Below are 19,841 nucleotides of genomic sequence, written 5' to 3'. Positions count from 1 at the left end.
AAGCTTGCAAAACAGCAGGTTTTCCCTTATAATGAAAACAATTTAGGAAAGAATGTGAGGTAGAGGACGATGGCAGAAAAAACAATGGAAAAAATCGTGGCTCTTGCAAAGTCAAGAGGATTTGTATATCCTGGGTCTGAAATTTACGGCGGTCTTGCAAATACATGGGACTATGGAAATCTTGGAGTGGAACTGAAAAACAATGTAAAGAAGGCATGGTGGAAGAAGTTCGTCCAGGAAAACAAGTACAACGTAGGTGTAGACTGTGCGATCCTGATGAATCCGCAGACATGGGTTGCATCCGGCCATCTTGGAAACTTCAGCGATCCGCTTATGGACTGTAAGGAATGTAAAGAACGGTTCCGTGCAGATAAGATGATCGAGGATTTCGCAAAAGAACACAATATTGAACTTACGGAGAGTGTGGATGCATGGTCCCATCAGAAGATGATGGATTTTATCAATGAGCATGAAATCCCGTGTCCAAGCTGCGGCAAGCACAATTTTACAGAAATCCGTGAATTTAACCTGATGTTCAAGACTTTCCAAGGTGTGACAGAAGATGCAAAGAACGTGGTATATCTTCGCCCGGAAACAGCACAGGGGATTTTTGTAAACTTTAAGAATGTACAGAGGACATCCAGAAAGAAAATACCGTTTGGTATTGCTCAGATCGGAAAATCTTTCCGAAATGAGATCACTCCGGGAAACTTTACATTCCGTACACGTGAATTTGAGCAGATGGAGCTGGAATTCTTCTGTGAACCGGGAACAGACCTTGAGTGGTTCCAGTACTGGAAAGATTATTGTATCGGATGGCTCAAAGGGCTTGGAATGAAAGACGACGAGCTTCGCGCACGTGACCATGAGAAAGAAGAACTTTCCCATTACAGCCGTGCAACTACAGACCTTGAGTTCCTCTTCCCGTTCGGATGGGGCGAACTTTGGGGAATTGCTGACCGTACAGATTTTGACCTTACACAGCATCAGAATGTATCCAAACAGGATATGACATATTTTGATGATGAAAAGAAGGAAAAATATCTGCCGTATGTCATCGAGCCGTCACTTGGAGCGGATCGTGTCGTTCTCGCATTTTTATGTGCGGCATACGATGAAGAAGAGCTGGAAGGCGGAGATGTGAGAACAGTCCTTCATTTCCATCCAGCACTTGCACCTGTAAAGATCGGTGTACTTCCGTTGTCCAAGAAGCTCAATGAAGGCGCAGAGAAAATTTGTGAAGAACTCAGCAAATATTATAACTGCGAATTCGATGACCGCGGAAATATTGGAAAACGTTACCGGAGACAGGATGAGATCGGTACACCGTACTGTGTGACATACGATTTTGAATCCGAAGAAGACGGAGCAGTGACGGTGCGTGACCGTGACACAATGAAACAAGAAAGAGTCAAGATTGAAGATTTGAAAGCATATTTCGAAAAGAAATTTGAATATTAAAAAGCAGGCCGGAAGTGACAACGCTTTCGGCCTCCTTTGGTTTTAGGAGAGAAAAATGTACCCGGAAATTCATTATAAAAGAGACGGACAACAGATAACAGTGTGCGGATGTTACGGACAGGATCCGGAAGTTCGCCTTCCGGATAGGATAGAAGGTCTCCCGGTTACGGCTATCGCCGCGTACGCTTTTGCACAGACGGAAGAAGAGAAGGGACTTTCGGTCTTCCGGGATGACGCCTGTTTCCGGACAGAGAAAGAAGAACGCCTTTGCGGCGGACGGGTCACAAGTGTGGCGCTCCCGGATTGGACTGAAAGGATCGGAAATTATGCGTTCTACCGCTGTTTTCGGCTGAAAGAACTGGAGTTTACAGATTCTCTGGTGGATATCGGCGGCGGTGCGTTTACCGGATGCCAGCTGGAGCGAATACGGATTTCGTGCAGGAACTCCCAGAAGACATGTCTGAAACAAATTCTGGAAGAACAGCGCTTTTTGCTGGACGTCAGAATCCGGTACGAAAGTCCGGACGGCAAGACACAGACGGCTCATCTCATCTTTCCGGAACACTATGAGGAAGCAGTGGAAAATACACCTGCAAGGATCGTATCTACGCAGTACCATGGTTCCGGAGGAGATTACCGGCAGTGTATCTACAACAGAGAAATCCGTTATGAGGAATATGACGCGCTGTTTGAGAAGGCAAAAATCCAGGAGACAAAGGAGACGGCTGTAAAGATTGCGGTTGCAAGAGTGACGGAACCATACAGGCTTGGCCAACGTGCAAAGGAAGATTACGCTGCTTTTATCAGAGAAGAATGCAGGACAGCCATGAAGATCATTTTAAGTGACGAAGATGAAGACGTTCTCCGCATTCTTTTGCAGGAAAGAGTCTTTCAGGAGATGGAGATGAAAGAGATGCTGGATGAGACGGCAAAGGCAGGACATACGGAATTTACGGCGATCTTGATGGAGGCAAAGAGAAAGATTGCTCACGGTACGAAAAAGAAATCGTTTGATTTGTAGAGGAGGATCAGGATGGAGACAAACGAAACACAGCAGGGAGAATTTTCGGTTCAGGTCGAGGCGATCGGAAAAGAGATCCTGTATGTTGCTAGAAATGAGCTGTATCTCAAGATGCGGTTCATGGATGTGGCGTTCAGCAGCCTTCGTTTCAGTATGGATCCGGAGATCCAAAATATCGGGACAGACGGGGAGATGATCTGGTTTCATCCGGCTTGGCTTGGAGGTGCATACCGGGAAGATCGGCGGATCGTATGCAGGGCATATCTCCACATGGTACTTCACTGTCTCTTCGGCCACCTGTTTGTGAGAGGAAGACGGGAACGGGAATTTTGGGATCTATCCTGCAATATTGCGGTGGAGTCTATCATTGACAGTCTTTCTTATCCGTGTGTTAGGATGCCTATGTCTTATCTTAGAAAGGAAATTTACCGAAGGATCAGACAGGAGACAAAAGTCATGACGGCCCAGAAGATCTATGCTGTTATCACGGCATGGGGAATGACGGAGACGGAGCGAGTGCGGGTGTTTGAAGAATTTGCAGCAGACTCGCATCTGTTTTGGCCTTCCCCGGATGAGCAGAAAAAGACGCCGAATGAGACGGAGAACAGCTGGAAAGAAAAAAGCCAGCAGATGGAACTGAACCTGGATACCTTTGCCAACGATCAGGCAAAAGGAGCGGGAAGCCTTCTCGAACAGCTCCGCATCGAAAACAGAAAACGGTACGATTATCGGGACTTCCTCCGCAAATTTTCGGTGTGGAAAGAAGAGATCGGAATCGACCAGGATGCGTTTGACTATGGATTTTACAGCTACGGACTTTCACTTTACGGCAATATGCCGCTGATTGAACCTCAGGAGACAAAGGAAGTCAAAAAGATCGAAGAGTTTGTCATTGTCATTGATACATCGATGTCGTGTTCCGGAGAACTTGTAAAGAAATTTCTGGAAGAGACGTACGATGTGCTAAGCCAGAACAACAGTTTTTTTCGAAAAGTCCATATCCATATCCTGCAGTGTGACGAGAGAGTACAGGAGGATGTGAAGATTGAAAAAGAAGAAGACTTAAAAAACTATATGGACAATCTGGAACTTCGGGGAGGCGGTGGGACGGATTTCCGACCGGCGTTTGTTCATATTGAAGAGATGAAAGAACAGCATATTTTTCGAAATCTCAGGGGTGTCATCTATTTTACGGACGGACAGGGAATTTATCCTTCCAGGAGGCCGTCTTTTGATACCGCTTTTGTGTTTTTGGAGGAAGAGGGAAAAGATATTCACGTGCCTGCATGGGCGGTAAAGCTTGTGTTGGAAGAAAGCATATTTATGGACGAGGAAAGGAACGAACAGGATGAATATTAAAAGAGCGAAACAGGAAATCAAAGACTCTATCGAAGCTTATCTGCAAAAGGATGAGACAGGGCACTATCTCATCCCTTCGGTAAGACAGAGACCGATTCTTCTGATGGGGCCTCCAGGTATCGGAAAGACACAGATCATGGAGCAGATTGCCAGGGAATGTGGGATTGGACTCGTCTCCTACACCATTACCCACCACACAAGACAGAGTGCAGTAGGACTTCCCTTTATTCGGGAAAAGGAGTACGGAGGCAGGATGTATTCTGTGACAGAATATACGATGAGTGAAATAATCGCGTCGGTGTACGAAAAAATGGAAGAGACCGGACTAGAAGAAGGAATCTTGTTCCTCGATGAGATCAACTGCGTGTCGGAGACACTGGCACCTACGATGCTTCAGTTTCTCCAGTGTAAGATGTTCGGAAATCACAAGATACCGGATGGGTGGATCATTGTTGCCGCCGGCAACCCTCCGGAATATAACAAGTCGGTCCGGGAGTTCGACATTGTGACGCTGGACCGTCTGAAACGTATGGATATCGAGGAAAATTATGACGTGTGGAGAGAGTATGCTTACCAGGCTCAGATCGCGCCCGTCATCCTGGCGTATCTGGAGATACGAAAAGGCCACTTTTATCGCATTGAAAATACGGTGGACGGGATGCAGTTTGTGACTGCCCGAGGCTGGGAAGACCTGTCCGAACTTTTGAAAGCATATGAGCGTCTCGGGAAGAGGGCAGATCGGGACGTCGTTCATCAATATCTGCAGAACTGGGAGGTGGCAAAAGAATTTGCCAATTACCTGGAACTTTATGAGAAATACAAAAAAGACTATGGACTTGAGAAAATTGTGGCGGGAGTTTACAGCGAGGATGTCTTTGAAAAGCTTCAGTATGCTGCCTTTGATGAGAGATTCAGCATCGTTGGGATGTTGAACGGGAAGCTTTCAGAATATTTTCGGAACTACACGACACAAGATCGGTTAACTGAACTGATTTTCGAAAAGCTGAAAGTATACAAGGAAAACCGGAATCTGGATGAGACTATTGAGACTTTTGGACGCCAGATCAGGGAAAAGAAACGGGCGCAGCATCTGACAAGGAACCAGGAATATCTGGAAGAGAGTGCGCTGGAAATCCTGGAGACATACCGACAGAAATGGAAACTTCAGAATGTGGCCGATGACCGCTGTTTTGAAGAGGAATTTGCCTTTATAAAGGAACGGTTCGAAGAGCAGGTCGAAAAGAGAGAAGAGACTGCACATCAGACAGAGGAGGCGCTGGAAAATGTTTTCTGCTTTTTGGAACAGGTATTTGGAGAAAGCCAGGAAATGGCCGCTTTTGTGACGGAGCTGAACACAAACGGGGACAGTATTCGCTACTTAAGAGAGAATGACTGCCCGTATTATTATAAATACAATAAGGGACTGCTGTTTGACGAGCGGCGGAAAGAAATTTTAAGTAAGATGGAAAAGATAGAAAAAACATGCTAAACTGCTGTAAAAAAAATGAAAAATAGAGTATACTTAGAGGGAATACTGTCATTGAAAAGGAGGAGATAAAAATGGACAGAAGAAATGTATGGAAAACATACACCCAGGCAGACTTGAAAAAAGCAGAAGAAATCAGTGCAAGATACAAAAAATGCCTGGACGGAGGTAAGACGGAACGGGAGTGTGTAGAGCTTGCAACCCGCATGGCGGAGGAAGCAGGATACCGCCCGCTTGAAACATATAAAAAAGAAGGACAGGCTTTAAAGGCCGGCGACAAGGTTTATACCTCTTTCATGGGTAAGATGATCCTTCTCTTCCAGATCGGAAGCGAACCGCTGGAAAACGGAATGAACATCCTGGGCGCTCACATTGATTCCCCGCGTATCGATGTAAAGCAGAATCCAGTTTATGAATCGGACGATATGGCATATCTTGATACACATTATTATGGAGGAATCAAGAAGTATCAGTGGCTTGCATCCCCACTTGCCCTTCATGGAGTCATCGTCAAAAAGGATGGCACAAAAGTCTGCGTGAATATCGGAGAAAATGAAAATGATCCGGTATTTGTCATCACAGACCTGCTCGTACATCTGTCAGCACAGCAGATGGAACAGAAGGCAAGCGCTGTTGTGGAAGGGGAAAACCTGGATCTTTTGATCGGATCCCATCCGCTCACTGAGGCAGAAGGTCTTGAAAAAGAAGACAAAGAGGCTGTAAAAGCAAACGTACTCAAAATCCTCAAAGAGACATACGATATCACGGAAGAAGATTTTACATCCGCAGAGCTTGAAATCGTGCCGGCAGGAAAAGCAAGAGACTGTGGTATCGACAGGAGTATGGTTCTGGCTTACGGACAGGATGACAGAATCTGCGCATTTACATCCCTTTTTGCGATGCTTGACAATCCGCAGATCAGCCGGACAGCCTGCTGCATCCTCGTTGACAAAGAAGAGATCGGAAGTGTGGGGGCTACCGGTATGCATTCCAGATTCTTTGAAAACACAGTGGCAGAGCTTGTGGCAATGACATCAGGGGAATCTGAGCTGAAAGTAAGAAGAGCTCTCCAGAATTCCAAAATGCTCTCTTCAGATGTAAGTGCTGCTTACGATCCGATGTTCGCATCTGCATTTGAAAAACGCAGTTCTGCATTCTTCGGAAGAGGACTTGTGTTCAACAAATTCACAGGAAGCCGCGGAAAGAATGGATCTAACGATGCCAACGCAGAATATATCGCACAGATCCGCAAAGTCATGGACGAAGCGGAAGTCGGATATCAGTACGCAGAACTGGGTAAAGTAGACGTAGGCGGAGGCGGAACGATCGCTTACATCATGGCACAGTATGGAATGGAAGTCATTGACAGCGGTGTGGCCGTACTTTGCATGCACGCACAGTACGAAATCGCAAGCAAAGCCGATATCTACGAGGCTGTAAAAGGATATAAGGCATTTATCGAGCACATCGGGTAGAAAATCCGATAAATTTCTTGACGAACTATGTTAAACCATTTACAATATTAGCAGTGGGAAACCGCAAAACAGTAATAGTGGCGCAGGATGATACGGCTTGATTTCAGATAAGAACGAAAGTCGTGCTTTTTCGCGTCGTATATTACAAAATAATATTAGGAGGACATATAAACATGGCTACAAAATGGGTGTATATGTTTACAGAAGGTAACGCTACAATGAGAAACCTTCTTGGTGGTAAAGGTGCCAACCTTGCAGAAATGACAAGTCTTGGACTTCCGGTACCGCAGGGCTTCACAGTGACAACAGAAGCTTGTACACAGTACTATGAAGATGGCAGACAGATCAATGAAGAAATCATGAGCCAGATTATGGAAGCAATCGAAAAACTGGAAGGCATCACAGGAAAGAAATTCGGAGATAAAGAAAATCCGCTTCTTGTATCTGTTCGTTCCGGAGCAAGAGCTTCCATGCCGGGTATGATGGACACAATCCTGAACCTTGGTTTAAATGAAGACGTAGTTAACGTTCTGGCAGAAAAATCCGGAAACCCGAGATGGGCATGGGATTGCTACAGAAGATTTATCCAGATGTACTCTGACGTAGTAATGGAAGTAGGTAAGAAATACTTCGAAGAACTCATCGACAAGATGAAAGCAGACAGAGGAGTTACACAGGACGTAGAACTTACAGCAGAAGATTTACACGAACTTGCTGAACAGTTCAAAGCTGAATATAAAGAAAAAATCGGCGCAGATTTCCCGACAGATCCGAAGGAACAGTTAATGGGAGCTGTAAAAGCCGTATTCCGTTCTTGGGACAACCCGCGTGCGAACGTATATCGCCGTGACAACGATATCCCGTATTCATGGGGAACAGCTGTCAACGTACAGATGATGGCATTTGGTAACATGGGAGATGACTGTGGTACAGGTGTTGCATTCACACGTGACCCAGCTACAGGAGAAAACGGACTCTTCGGAGAATTCCTTACAAATGCACAGGGCGAAGACGTTGTTGCTGGTGTTCGTACTCCGATGCACATTTCCGAAATGGAACAGAAGTTCCCGGAAGCATTCGCACAGTTCAAAGAAGTGTGCAAGACTCTGGAAACACACTACAGAGATATGCAGGATATGGAATTTACTGTAGAAAACGGTAAACTCTACATGCTTCAGACACGTAACGGTAAGAGAACAGCTCAGGCTGCTCTTAAGATCGCATGTGACCTGGTTGATGAAGGAATGAGAACAGAAGAAGAAGCTGTGGCTATGATCGATCCTCGTAACCTTGACACACTGCTTCATCCGCAGTTTGACGCAGCTGCATTAAAAGCTGCTACACCGGCGGCAAAAGCACTTGGAGCATCTCCGGGAGCTGCTTGCGGTAAGATCGTCTTCACAGCAGAAGATGCAAAAGAATGGGCTGCAAGAGGAGAAAAAGTCGTTCTTGTACGTCTTGAAACATCTCCGGAAGACATCGAAGGTATGAAAGCTTCTCAGGGTATCCTGACAGTTCGTGGTGGTATGACATCTCACGCTGCCGTTGTTGCACGTGGTATGGGTACATGCTGTGTATCCGGATGCGGCGATATCGCTATGGACGAAGAAAACAAGAAATTCACACTTGCCGGAAAAGAATACCATGAAGGAGATATCATCTCCATCGACGGTTCTACAGGTAACATCTATGACGGAGCAATCCCGACAGTAGATGCTCAGATCGCTGGAGAATTCGGAAGAATCATGGAATGGGCAGATAAATATCGTAAATTAGGAGTAAGAACAAACGCTGATACACCGGCTGACGCTAAGAAAGCACGTGAACTCGGCGCTGAAGGTATCGGACTTTGCCGTACAGAGCATATGTTCTTCGAAGGCAACAGAATCGATGCATTCCGTGAAATGATCTGCTCCGAAACAGTAGAAGAAAGAGAAGCAGCTCTGGAAAAAATCCTTCCGGAACAGCAGGGAGACTTCGAAAAACTTTACGAAGCTCTTGAAGGATGCCCGGTTACAATCCGTTTCCTGGATCCGCCGCTTCATGAATTCGTTCCGACAGACGAAGAAGACATCAAGAAACTTGCTGATGCTCAGGGCAAGACTGTAGAACAGATCAAGACAATCATCGCATCCTTACACGAATTCAACCCGATGATGGGACATCGTGGATGCCGTCTGGCTGTCACATATCCGGAAATCGCAAAAATGCAGACAAGAGCGGTTATCCGCGCTGCAATCAACGTGAAGAAGAATCATCCGGATTGGAACGTATGCCCGGAAATCATGATTCCGCTCGTTGGAGAAGAAAAAGAATTAAAATATGTAAAGAAATTTGTTACTGAAACAGCAGATGCTGAAATCGCTGCAGCAGGTGTAGAACTGAAGTACGAAGTTGGTACAATGATCGAAATCCCGAGAGCAGCTCTTACAGCAGACGACATCGCAAAAGATGCTGAATTCTTCTGCTTTGGTACAAACGACCTTACACAGATGACATTCGGATTCTCCCGTGACGATGCTGGTAAATTCCTTGACGCATACTATGACGCTAAGATCTTCGAAAACGATCCGTTCGCAAAACTGGATCAGACAGGCGTTGGTAAGCTTATGGAAACAGCAATCAAATTAGGAAAATCCACACGTCCAGACTTACATGTAGGTATCTGTGGAGAGCATGGTGGAGATCCAAGCTCCGTAGAATTCTGCCACAAGATTGGTTTAGACTACGTATCCTGCTCACCGTTCCGTGTGCCGATCGCAAGACTTGCAGCAGCACAGGCAGCAATCAACAATAAATAATAGATTACAATTATCGATTTAAAGATATTGTTTGTAAAAATCTATATTTAGCACTCAAAAAGGGAAGCGCAATGCTTCCCTTTTTAGTGTGTGTGCCGAGCATGGCACTAATCTTACTGGTGCAAGTCCAGTCACGGGTATTTACCGCCAAGTGTAGCGAACCACAAGCCGGTGCCAGTAATGGCATGGGTGAAGGAAGTGGTGTAGCAAAGTTCTTGAGCCTACGAACAGAAACTTGATCAGGCGATTAGGTGGGTAAGGTTGCATATCAAACCGAAGCCCGAATGGTAAACGTAAACCGAAGTTGTAAATCAAGAGGTTGTGGAACGAAAGATTAGTGTCTTACCTCGGGAGACCCTACTCACATACCGGGAGGTATGGTCGAAAAAGGTTTGGAGAGGGAGTCAGATGATGTCATAGTAGGCGAAGCCCCAGTGGGAATATAGCCGAAGGACGGAAACGATTTATAGTACGAATCGCTATGTTTAAAATAATACATGAGCCGGAAATCGGGTGGACAGGAAAAGTAGGAACGTAACCGAGGAATACTGTCTATACCTAGAGGGGCGATATGTATGAATCTTGAGATAGGTCAGAGGAGTAACAACGATGGAATTAATTGAAGTGATTTTAACAAAAGAAAACCTGAACAGAGCCTATTCAGTGACTACAGCTACGGGTTCAGACCGGGAAGAAGTTGCCATGATGCCATCAGACAGGCACTGGAATACTTGAATGAAGGGTATGAATGGGTAGTAGATATAGATATAGAACAGTTTTTCGATAAGGTAAATCATGACAAACTAATTCAGATACTAAGGGAACAGGTAAATGACAGTACCACATTAAATCTGATTCGGAAATATCTGAAAGCAGGAGTAATGGAAAACGGGTTGGAGAAAGCGACAATCACGGGCGTGCCACAAGGGGGTCCGCTTTCCGTCGTATGTTCAAATGTGTATCTTGATAAGTTGGACAAAGAACTGGAATACAGAGGGCTCCGGTTTACGAGGTATGCAGACGATGTGCTGATATTTACAAAAAGTGAAATGGCAGCCAACCGGGTAATGAAATCCATAAGTAACTGGTTGGAAAGGAAACTATTCCTGAAAGTAAATGCAACCAAAACGAAAGTTGTCAGACCGACACGGAGTAAATATCTGGGATTCACATTTCTGAAGAATGGTGGAGAATGGAAAGTAAAACCCACTACGGAAAAGAAAAAGAAACTCAAAAAGAAACTGAGTGAATATCTGAAAAGAGGCAGAGCAGTCGCAAGACCTCTGGCGGCTACAATCAAACGCGTTAATGAAATGGTAAGAGGATGGATTAATTACTTTCGGATTGGGCTGATGAAAGAGTATATGGAGAAGTTTGGGGAATGGCTGCGGCACAAGATAAGAGTAATCGTCATGAAGCAGTGGAAGAAGCCGAAAACCGTCTACAGGAATCTGAGTTACTTAAACTGGAAGAATCATAATGGTTTTAGCCGTGAAGAAATCTATAAAGTGGCAAATTCAAGGCTAGGGTGGTACAGAAGAAGTGGAATGAACGTAGTGAATTTCATAATCAGTAAAGATTTACTTGAAAACAGGATAAAAGACGGAGCTGGACTGCTCAATCCTTTATCCTATTACTTAGTAAAAGTTGGAATATAAGTTGTAGAGCCGTATACGAGACCCGTACGTACGGTTCAACGGGAGGGGCGAGATTTTACTCTCCCTCTACCCTATGGACTTATTTTACAGCCCTGATTCGGTTATCCTGCGAATGGTGCGCCATATATGAACATATTGCCAGAAATTCCGTTGTAGGAGATGCTGTCTGAGTAATCGGATGCGCGGAACAGTTTGTCGAGACCGTACACTTCAAGATGGTGGTTTGCTGGAAGTTCTACCTCGTTTTGCTCCACGGTGTAGCGGAAATAGAGATGGTAGTCTTTTCCTTTATATTCGTAATATCCGTTGCCATTATAGTGAGCGATATGTTCCCGGAAGATAAGAGCTTCTTTGAAAAAGTTTTCCGGATCTGGATTCGGAAAGGCTTTTGTAAGATAGAACCGGAAGTTAGCGGCGTCGTAATTGGTAACGTGGATTACGATGTAATCGCTGCAGTCAGGGTTACGGGAAATCCTGTAAGTGCCGTCTTTTGGAGGAAGCGGACTTGCGATTGTTCCGATGTAGTCTCCTGTTTCTTTGGTGGAAGGAGTGTCCTGCACTGTTTCTTTTTTGGTGTCAGTTTTTGTAGTATTCGCGGTGCTGTTCGGGGTAGTCGATTGTTCTTTTGCGGTATCTTTTTGTTCTGCTTTGTTTTCATTTGCTTCTTTCACGACATTCTCTTTTTCCAGAACTGTCGTTTCTTCATTTTCTTTCTTGTCAAGATCCAGCCGGACTGTTTTTATCTTTTCTTCCTCCGCTTTTTTTTCTTCTGTTTTTTTACCACAGCCGGAAAGGATACAAGAAAGTACAAGTACTGTTATAATAAAAAGTTTCTTCATATCGATCCCTCCTTCAGTGAGATGCCTGTTTATCTCTTCCTGGTTTCAGTATAGCGTATCCAAAAGATAAAAGTCAAAAAATAATGCTACATTTAATTTTGAAGTTAGAAATTATTAACTATAAATATAAATATTCAGAAACAAAAGGCGTTTGTTTCCGAAATATTAAAAGAAGGTTGACGAGATATGTCAAAAGATAAAAATAAAAAGGAGGAGGGGGCGAATTTTTCCTGAAAAAGAAAGTCATAATATTGCGGCAAAACAACTTAAATGATATAATAATTTAGAATAAAGTGAGGAAGATGACAGAAAAATTTGCGGGTAAAAGAGCAAACCGAAAATTACGGGAAAGAAAAAAGAGAGGGGTAATGTCCCGGAAACAGGAAAGGAGTGAGATGGATGAAACAGTTCCATTATATCATTACTGATAAAGCAGGAATCCACGCAAGACCGGCCGGGGTTCTCGTGAAAAAAGCAAAGAATTTTGAATCGTCGATTGAAGTCAGAAAAGATGTGAGGAAGGCAGATGCAAAAAAACTGTTGGAATTGATGGGGCTTGGCATTCGATTCAATGACGAGATCATCGTTGAGGTGTCCGGAACAGACGAAGAAGCGGCATGTGATGAGATCAGAAGAACGCTGAAAGAAGTATTATAGATAAAAAAGAACAGAAGGTGTAAAAATGGGAAGTATTTGGCATGATATCAGTGAAGAAAGGATTTTTCCTACAGATTTTATTTCTGTAATCGAAATATCAAAAGGAAGTAAGAAAAAATATGAACTGGATAAGGAAACCGGGATGATCATCTTGGACCGTGTCCTTTACACATCCACACATTACCCGATGAATTATGGGTTTATTCCGAGAACACTCGGGGATGACGGAGATCCGCTGGATGTGCTCGTGATGTGTTCAGAACCGTTGGAACCACTTACTTTGGTACGCTGTTATCCAATCGGCGTCATGAAGATGACAGATGGAGGAGCGGGCGATGAAAAGGTCATCGCGATCCCATGGGCAGATCCAACTTATGAAATGTACACAGATATCTCGGAACTGCCTCAGCATATTTTTGATGAAATCCGACATTTCTTTACTGTCTACAAAGATCTGGAAGGGAAGAAGACGGCGGTAAACGAGTTTGAAGGAGCGCTCGGGGCAGTAAAAGTTATTGAAGAGTGTATTGAACGGTACAAAGAAAAGTTTGTAAACCCAAAAGAGTAGGCGCCGAAGACAGATACATAGAAAAAATAAAGTGAATTCAGGTGGTGCTATGTCAGACAGAAAGAAAAATCCTCTGAGAAAGAGTTTTGGATACGCCTTTTCTGGGATTTATACCGGGATCAGAAAAGAGAGGAATATGAAAATCCATTGCGTGGCTGCGTGTCTTGTCACTGCTGCGGGTCTGATCGTCGGGCTGACAATCACAGAATGGTGTATCTGCATCATACTTTTTGGAGCGGTCATGGCATTGGAGCTTGTGAATACGGCCGTGGAGGCGGTGGTTGATCTGGTAACGGAAGAGAAAAAACCTCTTGCAAAGATAGCAAAAGATACGGCGGCAGGTGCGGTGCTGATCATGGCGATTGCAGCAGCTGCTGCAGGACTTTTCATCTTTGTCCCGCATGTAATGGAATGGATATTCTAACGGGACAAAAGAAAGGAGATAAAAGATATGGATGGTCTTGGAGAAAACTTAAAGAAAGTCGTTCTTGCAGGGATAGGGGCAGTCGCTGTGACGGCGGAAAAATCTAAAGAACTGCTGGATGAAATGATCAAAAAAGGCGAGTTGACAGTGGAGCAGGGCAAAGTGCTCAACGAAGAACTAAAGCATAACATTAAAAAGACAGTAAAAGAAAAGGTTAACGTTTCTGTAAAACCTTCCTCTCCGGAAGAGCTCACGGAACTTCTCGGCAAAATGACGACGGAACAAAGGGAGGAGCTTAAGACACTCCTGAAAGAGCTTGAGGAGCAAAAAGCCGAAAGAGAAGAGCCTGAAGAGAAAACGGAACAAGAACCAGACAAGCAGCAAGATGAAGAAGGACATAGATGAGTACACAAACATCTGACAAGTACGGAAAAAGGCTGAGAGAAATCACAGCTGTTCTCCACAAACATGAAATTACGCGCGGGGTAACGCCGGAAAAACTCCGCATGATCCTGGAAGAACTGGGACCTACATATATCAAACTCGGACAGATCGCATCGATGCATTCGGATATTCTGCCGAGAAGATACTGCGAGGAACTGATGCGGCTTCGCTCAGAAGTAGCTCCAATGGAATTTGAGCAGGTAGTCGAAGTGCTGGAAGACTCCTACGGATGTCCTTATACGGAAATTTTTGAGGAAATCGAGAAGGATCCGCTGGGCTCTGCATCCATTGCCCAGGTTCACAAGGCTGTCCTGAAATCAGGCGAGCTTGTCGTTGTAAAAGTACAAAGACAGGGAATCTACGACGTCATGTCAAGAGATATCGGCCTTTTGCACAAGGCGGTCAAGGTGCTGCCTACAGGCAGGATGAAAGGGCTTGTGGATCTTGATATGGTCTTGGATGAACTGTGGACGGTAACGCAGGAAGAGATGAATTTTCTTGTGGAAGCAGCTAATATGGAAGAGTTTTCCAGGAAAAATGAACAGATTGCGTTTATAGGTACGCCGAAGTTGTACAAGGAATACACGACCACCCATGTATTGGTTATGGAATATATCGACGGTTTTGCCATCGATGATAAGGAAAGCCTTCTGGAAAACGGTTATGATTTAAAGGAAATCGGGACAAAGCTTGTAGATAACTATATTAAGCAGGTCATGGAAGACGGATTTTTTCACGCCGATCCTCATCCGGGCAATGTGAAGATCCGGGATGGAAAGATTATATGGATCGATATGGGAATGATGGGGAGGCTCACAGAGAGGGACAAGGATTTGGTGGCGGAAGCCGTCAAAGGTGTGGCGTCAAACGATGTGGGACTGATCCTGGAAGTCGTCATGGCTCTTGGAGAATTTCGGGGCAAACCGGATCAAAGCCAGCTTTATAAAGATATCGGCGATTTGCTCTCCAAGTATGGGACAACGGATATCGGAAACATAGATATCGCGGATGTTATCCAGGATCTGATGGAAGTGATGAAAAATAATAAAATTACCATGCCGCATGGGCTTACGATGCTTGCACGGGGGCTTACCCACATGGAAGGTGTTATCGCAGAGATCTGTCCGGATATCAATATGGTGTGGATAGCGGCTGCCAGGATGGAGAATCCGTTATATCTGCAAAAAAACTGGAAAAAGGCTTTGAAAAAGAGCGGCAGGAGCATGTACCGTTCTTTTCAGAAGGCGCTTGATCTTCCGGCTCTGGCGGCGGATATCCTGCACGGTTTTCTGAAAGGACAAAATCGGATCAATCTGGATCTCCACGCTACCGAGGATTTAAACGAGATGCTGACAAGCCTTGTGAAAAAGCTCGTTATGGGTTTCCTTGTGACTGCGCTTCTGATCAGCTCAAGCATTATCTGTACGACGGATATGGAGCCGAAAGTGTGGGGGATACCGGCCCTTGGGGCTTTTGGGTATATTTTGGCGCTCGGGATTGCGCTTTTCATTTTTTTGAGTCATTTTAAGTTCAAAAAGTAGGAGATAAAGGGATGTGCCAGTGCACATCCTTTTTAAGGAATCTGTTTGTATTTATTGTGATATACGGAAAAATCGTATATACTATTATACATGTATGTCCTTCGGAAAAATGGACAGAAAGAAAGGAAAAGAAAGATGAGTCAAGAAAATAAACAGAGTATTCCAGGTAAAGAAAAATTAGCGGTAATGGCAAAAATGCAGAGAGCGGCCATCGTTTACAGTCTCTTGTCTGTGTGCACGAGAATGCCGTATGTGATCTGTGATCCGGAGACATTTGACGATCAAATCCTTTTGTATCTGGATATGGACAAGGCAAAGGAAATGGCGACAGAACTAAAAGAGAAAAATGAGCCGGTGCAGATTTTAAAAATCGATAAAAACCAGCTGCTGGTATTTTTCTCCAATCTGTATACCATGGGAGTAAATTCGGTTATCATAGACGACGGAAGCCAGAAGACACGGTTTCAGCTGGAAGAGATCGTACATAGGGTAGATGAACAGGAGATCCCGGAAGGACAGTTCCGCATTGAAAATCCACAGTTTCATCTTACAGCTCTGTATTTGATGCAAAAGATGGTGCATGCCTCGGAAGAAGGTGAACAGGAGGAGATAAACGAACTCCGTGAGGAAGCTATGGCACACTTTAAAAAAGGCCGTTATATCGTTGCCTTTGAAGAAAAAAAAGGCGCGCCGCTTCTGACAGCAAAAAACGGGGATCAGTATCAGCCGATTTTTACAGACCTGTTGGAATTTCAGAAATTTAACAGGGAAAAGAAATTTAAGACAGCAGTCGTGGAGGCAAGCAAGGTAGTAGAGATTATTCCGAAAAACGTGAAGGGAGTTGCGGTAAATCCATTTGGAGTCAATCTTCAGCTTCAGATCAACCGGAAACAAAAAGAAGAGCAGTAGTGTAAGTAGTCCAAAGCTCTGCCAGTAATGCAAAAATCGTCAAATTAGTAGTATATTAAAATGAAAATATCAAGAAAGTATGATATAATATAGAAAAATATACTGAAAACGGAAAAGACGAATAAAAAGGAGGCAGAGAAATGTTAAAAGGGAAAGTTGCAGTTGTAACAGGAGGCACAAGAGGAATCGGATTTGCTACAGTAAAAAAATTTCTGGAGAACGGTGCCAAGGTTGTACTTTTCGGTTCCAGAGAAGAGACGGTCAAGAAGGCAGTGGATAGCCTCAAAACGGAAAACCCGAACTGGACTGTAGAAGGGGCATGGCCGGATCTTGGAGATGCGGATCAGGTGGCGGGTGCAATCGAAAAAGTAAAGGAAAAATTTGGAAAGATCGATGTTCTTGTCAACAACGCAGGGATTTCACAGAGTACGAGAATAGAAGATTATGATCCGGCAGATTTTGACAAGATTATGAACCTGAATGTGAAGGCGTTGTTCTACACGATCCAGCCGACAGTGAAGATCATGAAAGAACAAGGCGGAGGCTGTATTTTAAATACAAGTTCCATGGTCAGCATCAGCGGACAGCCGTCTGGTGTCGGATATCCGACAAGTAAGTTTGCGGTAAACGGAATGACAATTTCCCTCGCAAGAGAATTGGGACCTAGCAATATCAGGGTCAATGCGGTGGCGCCGGGTATCACAAAGACGGATATGGTGGCTGCATTGCCGGATGCCATGATTCAGCCGCTGATTCAGACGATCCCGCTTCGGCGGATCGGCGAACCGGAAGATATCGCGAATGCATTTCTTTTCCTGGCCAGTGATCTTGCGTCCTATATCTCGGGAGCAGTGCTTTCTGTGGACGGTGCTACAAGAGTTTAGAGCAACAGTGTAAGGAATGGCAGTTGGCAGGCGGATAGAAGAGATCCGCACGAGTGGACAAAAGGAGATGATAGCATGACCAACAGTACCATCATTACAATAGGAAGACAGTTCGGAAGCGGAGGGCATGAGATCGGAAACCGGCTTTCGGAAAGGCTTGACATTCCGCTTTATGACAATAATCTAATCTCCATGGCTGCACGGGAACTTTCTATCAGCCAGGAAGCTGCGGCGAAAGTTGACGAGACGATACTTGGTAAATTTCTTTCGGCATATGTTGTGAACATGAAAGATTACACAGTGTTTATCAATGAAAACAGCGATGGAGTACCATTGAGCGACAAAGTTTATGAGGCGCAGTCTGCCATCATCACTAAGCTGGCGGCAAGAGGCCCGTGCATTTTTGTAGGACGGTGTGCGGATTATATATTGGGAGATTACAGTAATTGCATCCACACGTTTATCTGCGCATACAAAGAAGACCGGATCCGCAGAATTATGAAGAACTACGGTTTGAATGAAAAACAGGCCTGGGATAAGATCAAAAAGATGGACCGGGAGAGAAAAACTTACTACGAGGCACATACAGGACGGGAGTGGGGAAGTATTTCTGCACATGGGATGCTTTTTAATGCAAGCCTGCTTGGAGTCGGCGGTGTTGTCGATGCAATGGAAGCCATCTACAGAAAATGGGAGAGCCGTGAAAAATAAACTTGAACGGATAATAGAAACTGAGGGTCATAAACACCCTCAGTTTTATGTTTCAGAAGCCAAATTCCGCCGGAAAAGTTGACTTTGCAAGTGGTTTGGAGATATAATCATACCGTCAATATGGGAATAAATAATAGAAAAGGGCAGTGAAATATGAGTAAAATGAGTCGGAAAGAAAGAGAGGCCTATGAAAGGGCGATGGAGCGGAGAAAGCGAATGAATCGTCAGGCAGGGCCGAATCGAAGAAGACCAGATCCGTCATCAAGGGGAGATGGAAGACGGGTTAGGAGAAGGTATGAGGAAGAACGGTACACATACGATGATTATGATCAGCCGTACGGACGTTATGATACATATGAGGAGGAAGAGTACAGACCTCGCAGGAGAAGAATGCCGGAGGATCTGGATTTCCGCTATGAAAAGAGAAGGAAAAGACCAGAAAGGACTGCACCTTCAGGCCGGGGCGAAAGATATCAAAAGCCGGTAAGAAGGAAAAAAGCAGGACGACTGATCCTTCTGATCCAGCTTTTTGCAACGGTATTGTTTCTGTTATCAGCAGTATATCTCGGTATGTTTCCGTGGTTATATCTTGGGATTGTATCCATAGTCCTTTTGCTTCTGGCGCTTGGTGTTTACCGGATGCAGAACGGCTTCCGCCCAAAACGTTTCCTTGGGACGCTGTTAGGGCTAGCGCTTAGCGCGATCCTTGTGGCGAGCTCTTTTTTCATGTATGAGGTGCGATCTGCACTTGGCAAGATCACAGATGGAAATGAGGCTCCGGAACTCACAGAAAAGGCGGCGGGGATTGATGTCTCTCAGGAACCATTCAGTGTATATATCAGTGGTATCGATGTGTACGGGGAAATCACGCAGCAGAGCAGAAGTGATGTGAACATCATCGCTACAGTAAACCCGAAAACAAAAGAAGTGCTTCTTGTTACGACGCCGCGTGATTACTATGTGGAGATTCCGGGTGTGTCCGAAGGTCAGAAAGACAAATTGACCCATGCAGGAAATTATGGAATAGGAACTTCCATCGCCACACTGGAGAATTTATATGAAGTAGATATTCCTTTCTATGTGCGAGTGAACTTTACATCGTTGATCCAGATGGTAGATACCCTTGGAGGGATTGACGTGAAATCAGAGCTGGAGTTTGACACCGGGGAAGAGTCCGGACTTGTCATGCACGTAGAGAAAGGACTCAATCATTTTAACGGGCAGGAGGCGCTGGCTTTTGTAAGGGAGCGGCATGCCCTGGAAGATGGGGATAACCAGAGAGGAAAGAACCAGCAGGCAGTCATCGAGGCAATGATCAAAAAGGCCATGTCTCCATCGATTTTGATCAAAGGACCAAAACTGATCGATCAGGTAAGCGGAAATACGGAGACAAATATGACGACAAAACAGCTGCAGGAACTTGTACGAGCCCAGCTGACAGGACTGAACGGATGGAATGTGACATCTGTGGCGGCAGAGGGTACGTCGGCAAGAAAATATTGCTACTCTTATTCCGGAGGCACCTTATATGTGACGATACCGGACGAAGCTTCTGTAGCCGATATCCGGGATAAGATCAATGCCGTGGAGGAGGGGAAATAAA

General features: G+C 44.8%; 18 protein-coding genes. 17 read left to right on the top strand and 1 reads right to left on the bottom strand.

Annotated features, from left to right (window positions below):
- Window positions 1-69 precede the first annotated feature (69 nt).
- From ACLROL_RS05130 to ACLROL_RS05095, 8 genes are all read left to right on the top strand, one after another.
- Complete coding sequence (locus tag ACLROL_RS05130; protein WP_087201838.1) at window positions 70-1,461, top strand: glycine--tRNA ligase; 1,392 nt, start codon at window positions 70-72, stop codon at window positions 1,459-1,461.
- A 55-nt stretch (window positions 1,462-1,516) separates the two neighbouring features.
- Complete coding sequence (locus tag ACLROL_RS05125) at window positions 1,517-2,482, top strand: leucine-rich repeat protein (RefSeq protein WP_221919256.1); 966 nt, start codon at window positions 1,517-1,519, stop codon at window positions 2,480-2,482.
- A 12-nt stretch (window positions 2,483-2,494) separates the two neighbouring features.
- Window positions 2,495-3,841: a VWA-like domain-containing protein gene (locus ACLROL_RS05120; protein WP_287447880.1), complete on the top strand. Its 1,347-nt coding sequence runs from the start codon at window positions 2,495-2,497 to the stop codon at window positions 3,839-3,841.
- Entirely contained in the window at window positions 3,831-5,330 is a 1,500-nt protein-coding gene (locus tag ACLROL_RS05115) for an ATP-binding protein (RefSeq protein ID WP_221919254.1), read from the top strand. Before ACLROL_RS05120 ends, ACLROL_RS05115 begins: the two co-directional genes overlap by 11 nt.
- A gap of 71 nt (window positions 5,331-5,401) precedes the next feature.
- On the top strand, window positions 5,402-6,802 hold the full coding sequence (locus ACLROL_RS05110) for an aminopeptidase (RefSeq protein WP_087201831.1): 1,401 nt from the start codon (window positions 5,402-5,404) through the stop codon (window positions 6,800-6,802).
- Between the two features lie 173 nt (window positions 6,803-6,975).
- On the top strand, window positions 6,976-9,603 hold the full coding sequence (gene ppdK / locus ACLROL_RS05105) for a pyruvate, phosphate dikinase (protein WP_087201829.1): 2,628 nt from the start codon (window positions 6,976-6,978) through the stop codon (window positions 9,601-9,603).
- Between the two features lie 609 nt (window positions 9,604-10,212).
- Window positions 10,213-10,338, top strand: a complete 126-nt coding sequence (locus ACLROL_RS05100) for a hypothetical protein (RefSeq protein ID WP_413067436.1) — start codon at window positions 10,213-10,215, stop codon at window positions 10,336-10,338.
- Window positions 10,314-11,261 (top strand): reverse transcriptase domain-containing protein, encoded by a 948-nt coding sequence (locus ACLROL_RS05095; protein ID WP_413067446.1) that lies wholly within the window; start codon window positions 10,314-10,316, stop codon window positions 11,259-11,261. The genes ACLROL_RS05100 and ACLROL_RS05095 overlap by 25 nt, the downstream gene beginning before the upstream one ends.
- 101 nt (window positions 11,262-11,362) lie before the next feature.
- On the opposite strand, the gene ACLROL_RS05090 is transcribed toward ACLROL_RS05095, so the two are convergent.
- A complete protein-coding gene (locus ACLROL_RS05090; RefSeq protein ID WP_087201821.1) occupies window positions 11,363-12,100 on the bottom strand; it encodes a hypothetical protein in 738 nt (245 codons plus the stop codon).
- Window positions 12,101-12,499: 399 nt separating this feature from the next.
- Between ACLROL_RS05090 and ACLROL_RS05085 the strand changes: the two genes are divergently transcribed.
- From ACLROL_RS05085 to ACLROL_RS05045, 9 genes are all read left to right on the top strand, one after another.
- Window positions 12,500-12,757, top strand: a complete 258-nt coding sequence (locus ACLROL_RS05085) for an HPr family phosphocarrier protein (protein WP_087201819.1) — start codon at window positions 12,500-12,502, stop codon at window positions 12,755-12,757.
- Window positions 12,758-12,782: 25 nt separating this feature from the next.
- Window positions 12,783-13,325 carry an inorganic diphosphatase gene (locus ACLROL_RS05080; protein ID WP_087201817.1) on the top strand — a complete coding sequence of 181 codons (543 nt, stop codon included), beginning with the start codon at window positions 12,783-12,785 and terminating at the stop codon, window positions 13,323-13,325.
- A 49-nt stretch (window positions 13,326-13,374) separates the two neighbouring features.
- On the top strand, window positions 13,375-13,749 hold the full coding sequence (locus ACLROL_RS05075) for a diacylglycerol kinase family protein (protein WP_087201815.1): 375 nt from the start codon (window positions 13,375-13,377) through the stop codon (window positions 13,747-13,749).
- A gap of 27 nt (window positions 13,750-13,776) precedes the next feature.
- Window positions 13,777-14,154: a phasin family protein gene (locus ACLROL_RS05070; RefSeq protein WP_087201813.1), complete on the top strand. Its 378-nt coding sequence runs from the start codon at window positions 13,777-13,779 to the stop codon at window positions 14,152-14,154.
- Window positions 14,151-15,734 (top strand): ABC1 kinase family protein, encoded by a 1,584-nt coding sequence (locus ACLROL_RS05065; protein ID WP_087201811.1) that lies wholly within the window; start codon window positions 14,151-14,153, stop codon window positions 15,732-15,734. Before ACLROL_RS05070 ends, ACLROL_RS05065 begins: the two co-directional genes overlap by 4 nt.
- Before the next feature lie 135 nt (window positions 15,735-15,869).
- Window positions 15,870-16,643 carry an SseB family protein gene (locus tag ACLROL_RS05060; protein WP_087201809.1) on the top strand — a complete coding sequence of 258 codons (774 nt, stop codon included), beginning with the start codon at window positions 15,870-15,872 and terminating at the stop codon, window positions 16,641-16,643.
- 140 nt (window positions 16,644-16,783) lie between these two features.
- A complete protein-coding gene (locus ACLROL_RS05055) occupies window positions 16,784-17,527 on the top strand; it encodes an SDR family NAD(P)-dependent oxidoreductase (protein ID WP_087200059.1) in 744 nt (247 codons plus the stop codon).
- Between the two features lie 75 nt (window positions 17,528-17,602).
- Window positions 17,603-18,238, top strand: coding sequence for an AAA family ATPase (locus tag ACLROL_RS05050; RefSeq protein WP_413067435.1), 636 nt, complete (start codon window positions 17,603-17,605; stop codon window positions 18,236-18,238).
- 153 nt (window positions 18,239-18,391) lie between these two features.
- Window positions 18,392-19,840 carry an LCP family protein gene (locus ACLROL_RS05045; protein ID WP_413067434.1) on the top strand — a complete coding sequence of 483 codons (1,449 nt, stop codon included), beginning with the start codon at window positions 18,392-18,394 and terminating at the stop codon, window positions 19,838-19,840.
- Window position 19,841: the final 1 nt, after the last annotated feature.

The sequence above is a fragment of the Sellimonas sp. genome, from assembly GCF_047234585.1.
Lineage (GTDB): Bacteria > Bacillota > Clostridia > Lachnospirales > Lachnospiraceae > Sellimonas > Sellimonas caecigallum.
The sequence above is the reverse complement of the archived record's forward strand: the minus strand, read 5'-3'. Positions and strand labels throughout refer to the sequence as shown.

Excerpts from the sequence above, each read along its gene's own strand:
- ACLROL_RS05085 (WP_087201819.1), top strand. The coding sequence starts at position 12,500 with ATGAAACAGTTCCATTATATCATTACTGATAAAGCAGGAATCCACGCA.
- ACLROL_RS05130 (WP_087201838.1), top strand. The coding sequence starts at position 70 with ATGGCAGAAAAAACAATGGAAAAAATCGTGGCTCTTGCAAAGTCAAGA.
- ACLROL_RS05115 (WP_221919254.1), top strand. The coding sequence starts at position 3,831 with ATGAATATTAAAAGAGCGAAACAGGAAATCAAAGACTCTATCGAAGCT.
- ACLROL_RS05050 (WP_413067435.1), top strand. The coding sequence starts at position 17,603 with ATGACCAACAGTACCATCATTACAATAGGAAGACAGTTCGGAAGCGGA.
- ACLROL_RS05070 (WP_087201813.1), top strand. The coding sequence starts at position 13,777 with ATGGATGGTCTTGGAGAAAACTTAAAGAAAGTCGTTCTTGCAGGGATA.
- ACLROL_RS05110 (WP_087201831.1), top strand. The coding sequence starts at position 5,402 with ATGGACAGAAGAAATGTATGGAAAACATACACCCAGGCAGACTTGAAA.
- ACLROL_RS05100 (WP_413067436.1), top strand. The coding sequence starts at position 10,213 with ATGGAATTAATTGAAGTGATTTTAACAAAAGAAAACCTGAACAGAGCC.
- ACLROL_RS05080 (WP_087201817.1), top strand. The coding sequence starts at position 12,783 with ATGGGAAGTATTTGGCATGATATCAGTGAAGAAAGGATTTTTCCTACA.
- ACLROL_RS05090 (WP_087201821.1), bottom strand. The coding sequence starts at position 12,100 with ATGAAGAAACTTTTTATTATAACAGTACTTGTACTTTCTTGTATCCTT.
- ACLROL_RS05065 (WP_087201811.1), top strand. The coding sequence starts at position 14,151 with ATGAGTACACAAACATCTGACAAGTACGGAAAAAGGCTGAGAGAAATC.
- ACLROL_RS05125 (WP_221919256.1), top strand. The coding sequence starts at position 1,517 with ATGTACCCGGAAATTCATTATAAAAGAGACGGACAACAGATAACAGTG.
- ACLROL_RS05120 (WP_287447880.1), top strand. The coding sequence starts at position 2,495 with ATGGAGACAAACGAAACACAGCAGGGAGAATTTTCGGTTCAGGTCGAG.
- ppdK (WP_087201829.1), top strand. The coding sequence starts at position 6,976 with ATGGCTACAAAATGGGTGTATATGTTTACAGAAGGTAACGCTACAATG.
- ACLROL_RS05055 (WP_087200059.1), top strand. The coding sequence starts at position 16,784 with ATGTTAAAAGGGAAAGTTGCAGTTGTAACAGGAGGCACAAGAGGAATC.
- ACLROL_RS05060 (WP_087201809.1), top strand. The coding sequence starts at position 15,870 with ATGAGTCAAGAAAATAAACAGAGTATTCCAGGTAAAGAAAAATTAGCG.
- ACLROL_RS05045 (WP_413067434.1), top strand. The coding sequence starts at position 18,392 with ATGAGTAAAATGAGTCGGAAAGAAAGAGAGGCCTATGAAAGGGCGATG.
- ACLROL_RS05075 (WP_087201815.1), top strand. The coding sequence starts at position 13,375 with ATGTCAGACAGAAAGAAAAATCCTCTGAGAAAGAGTTTTGGATACGCC.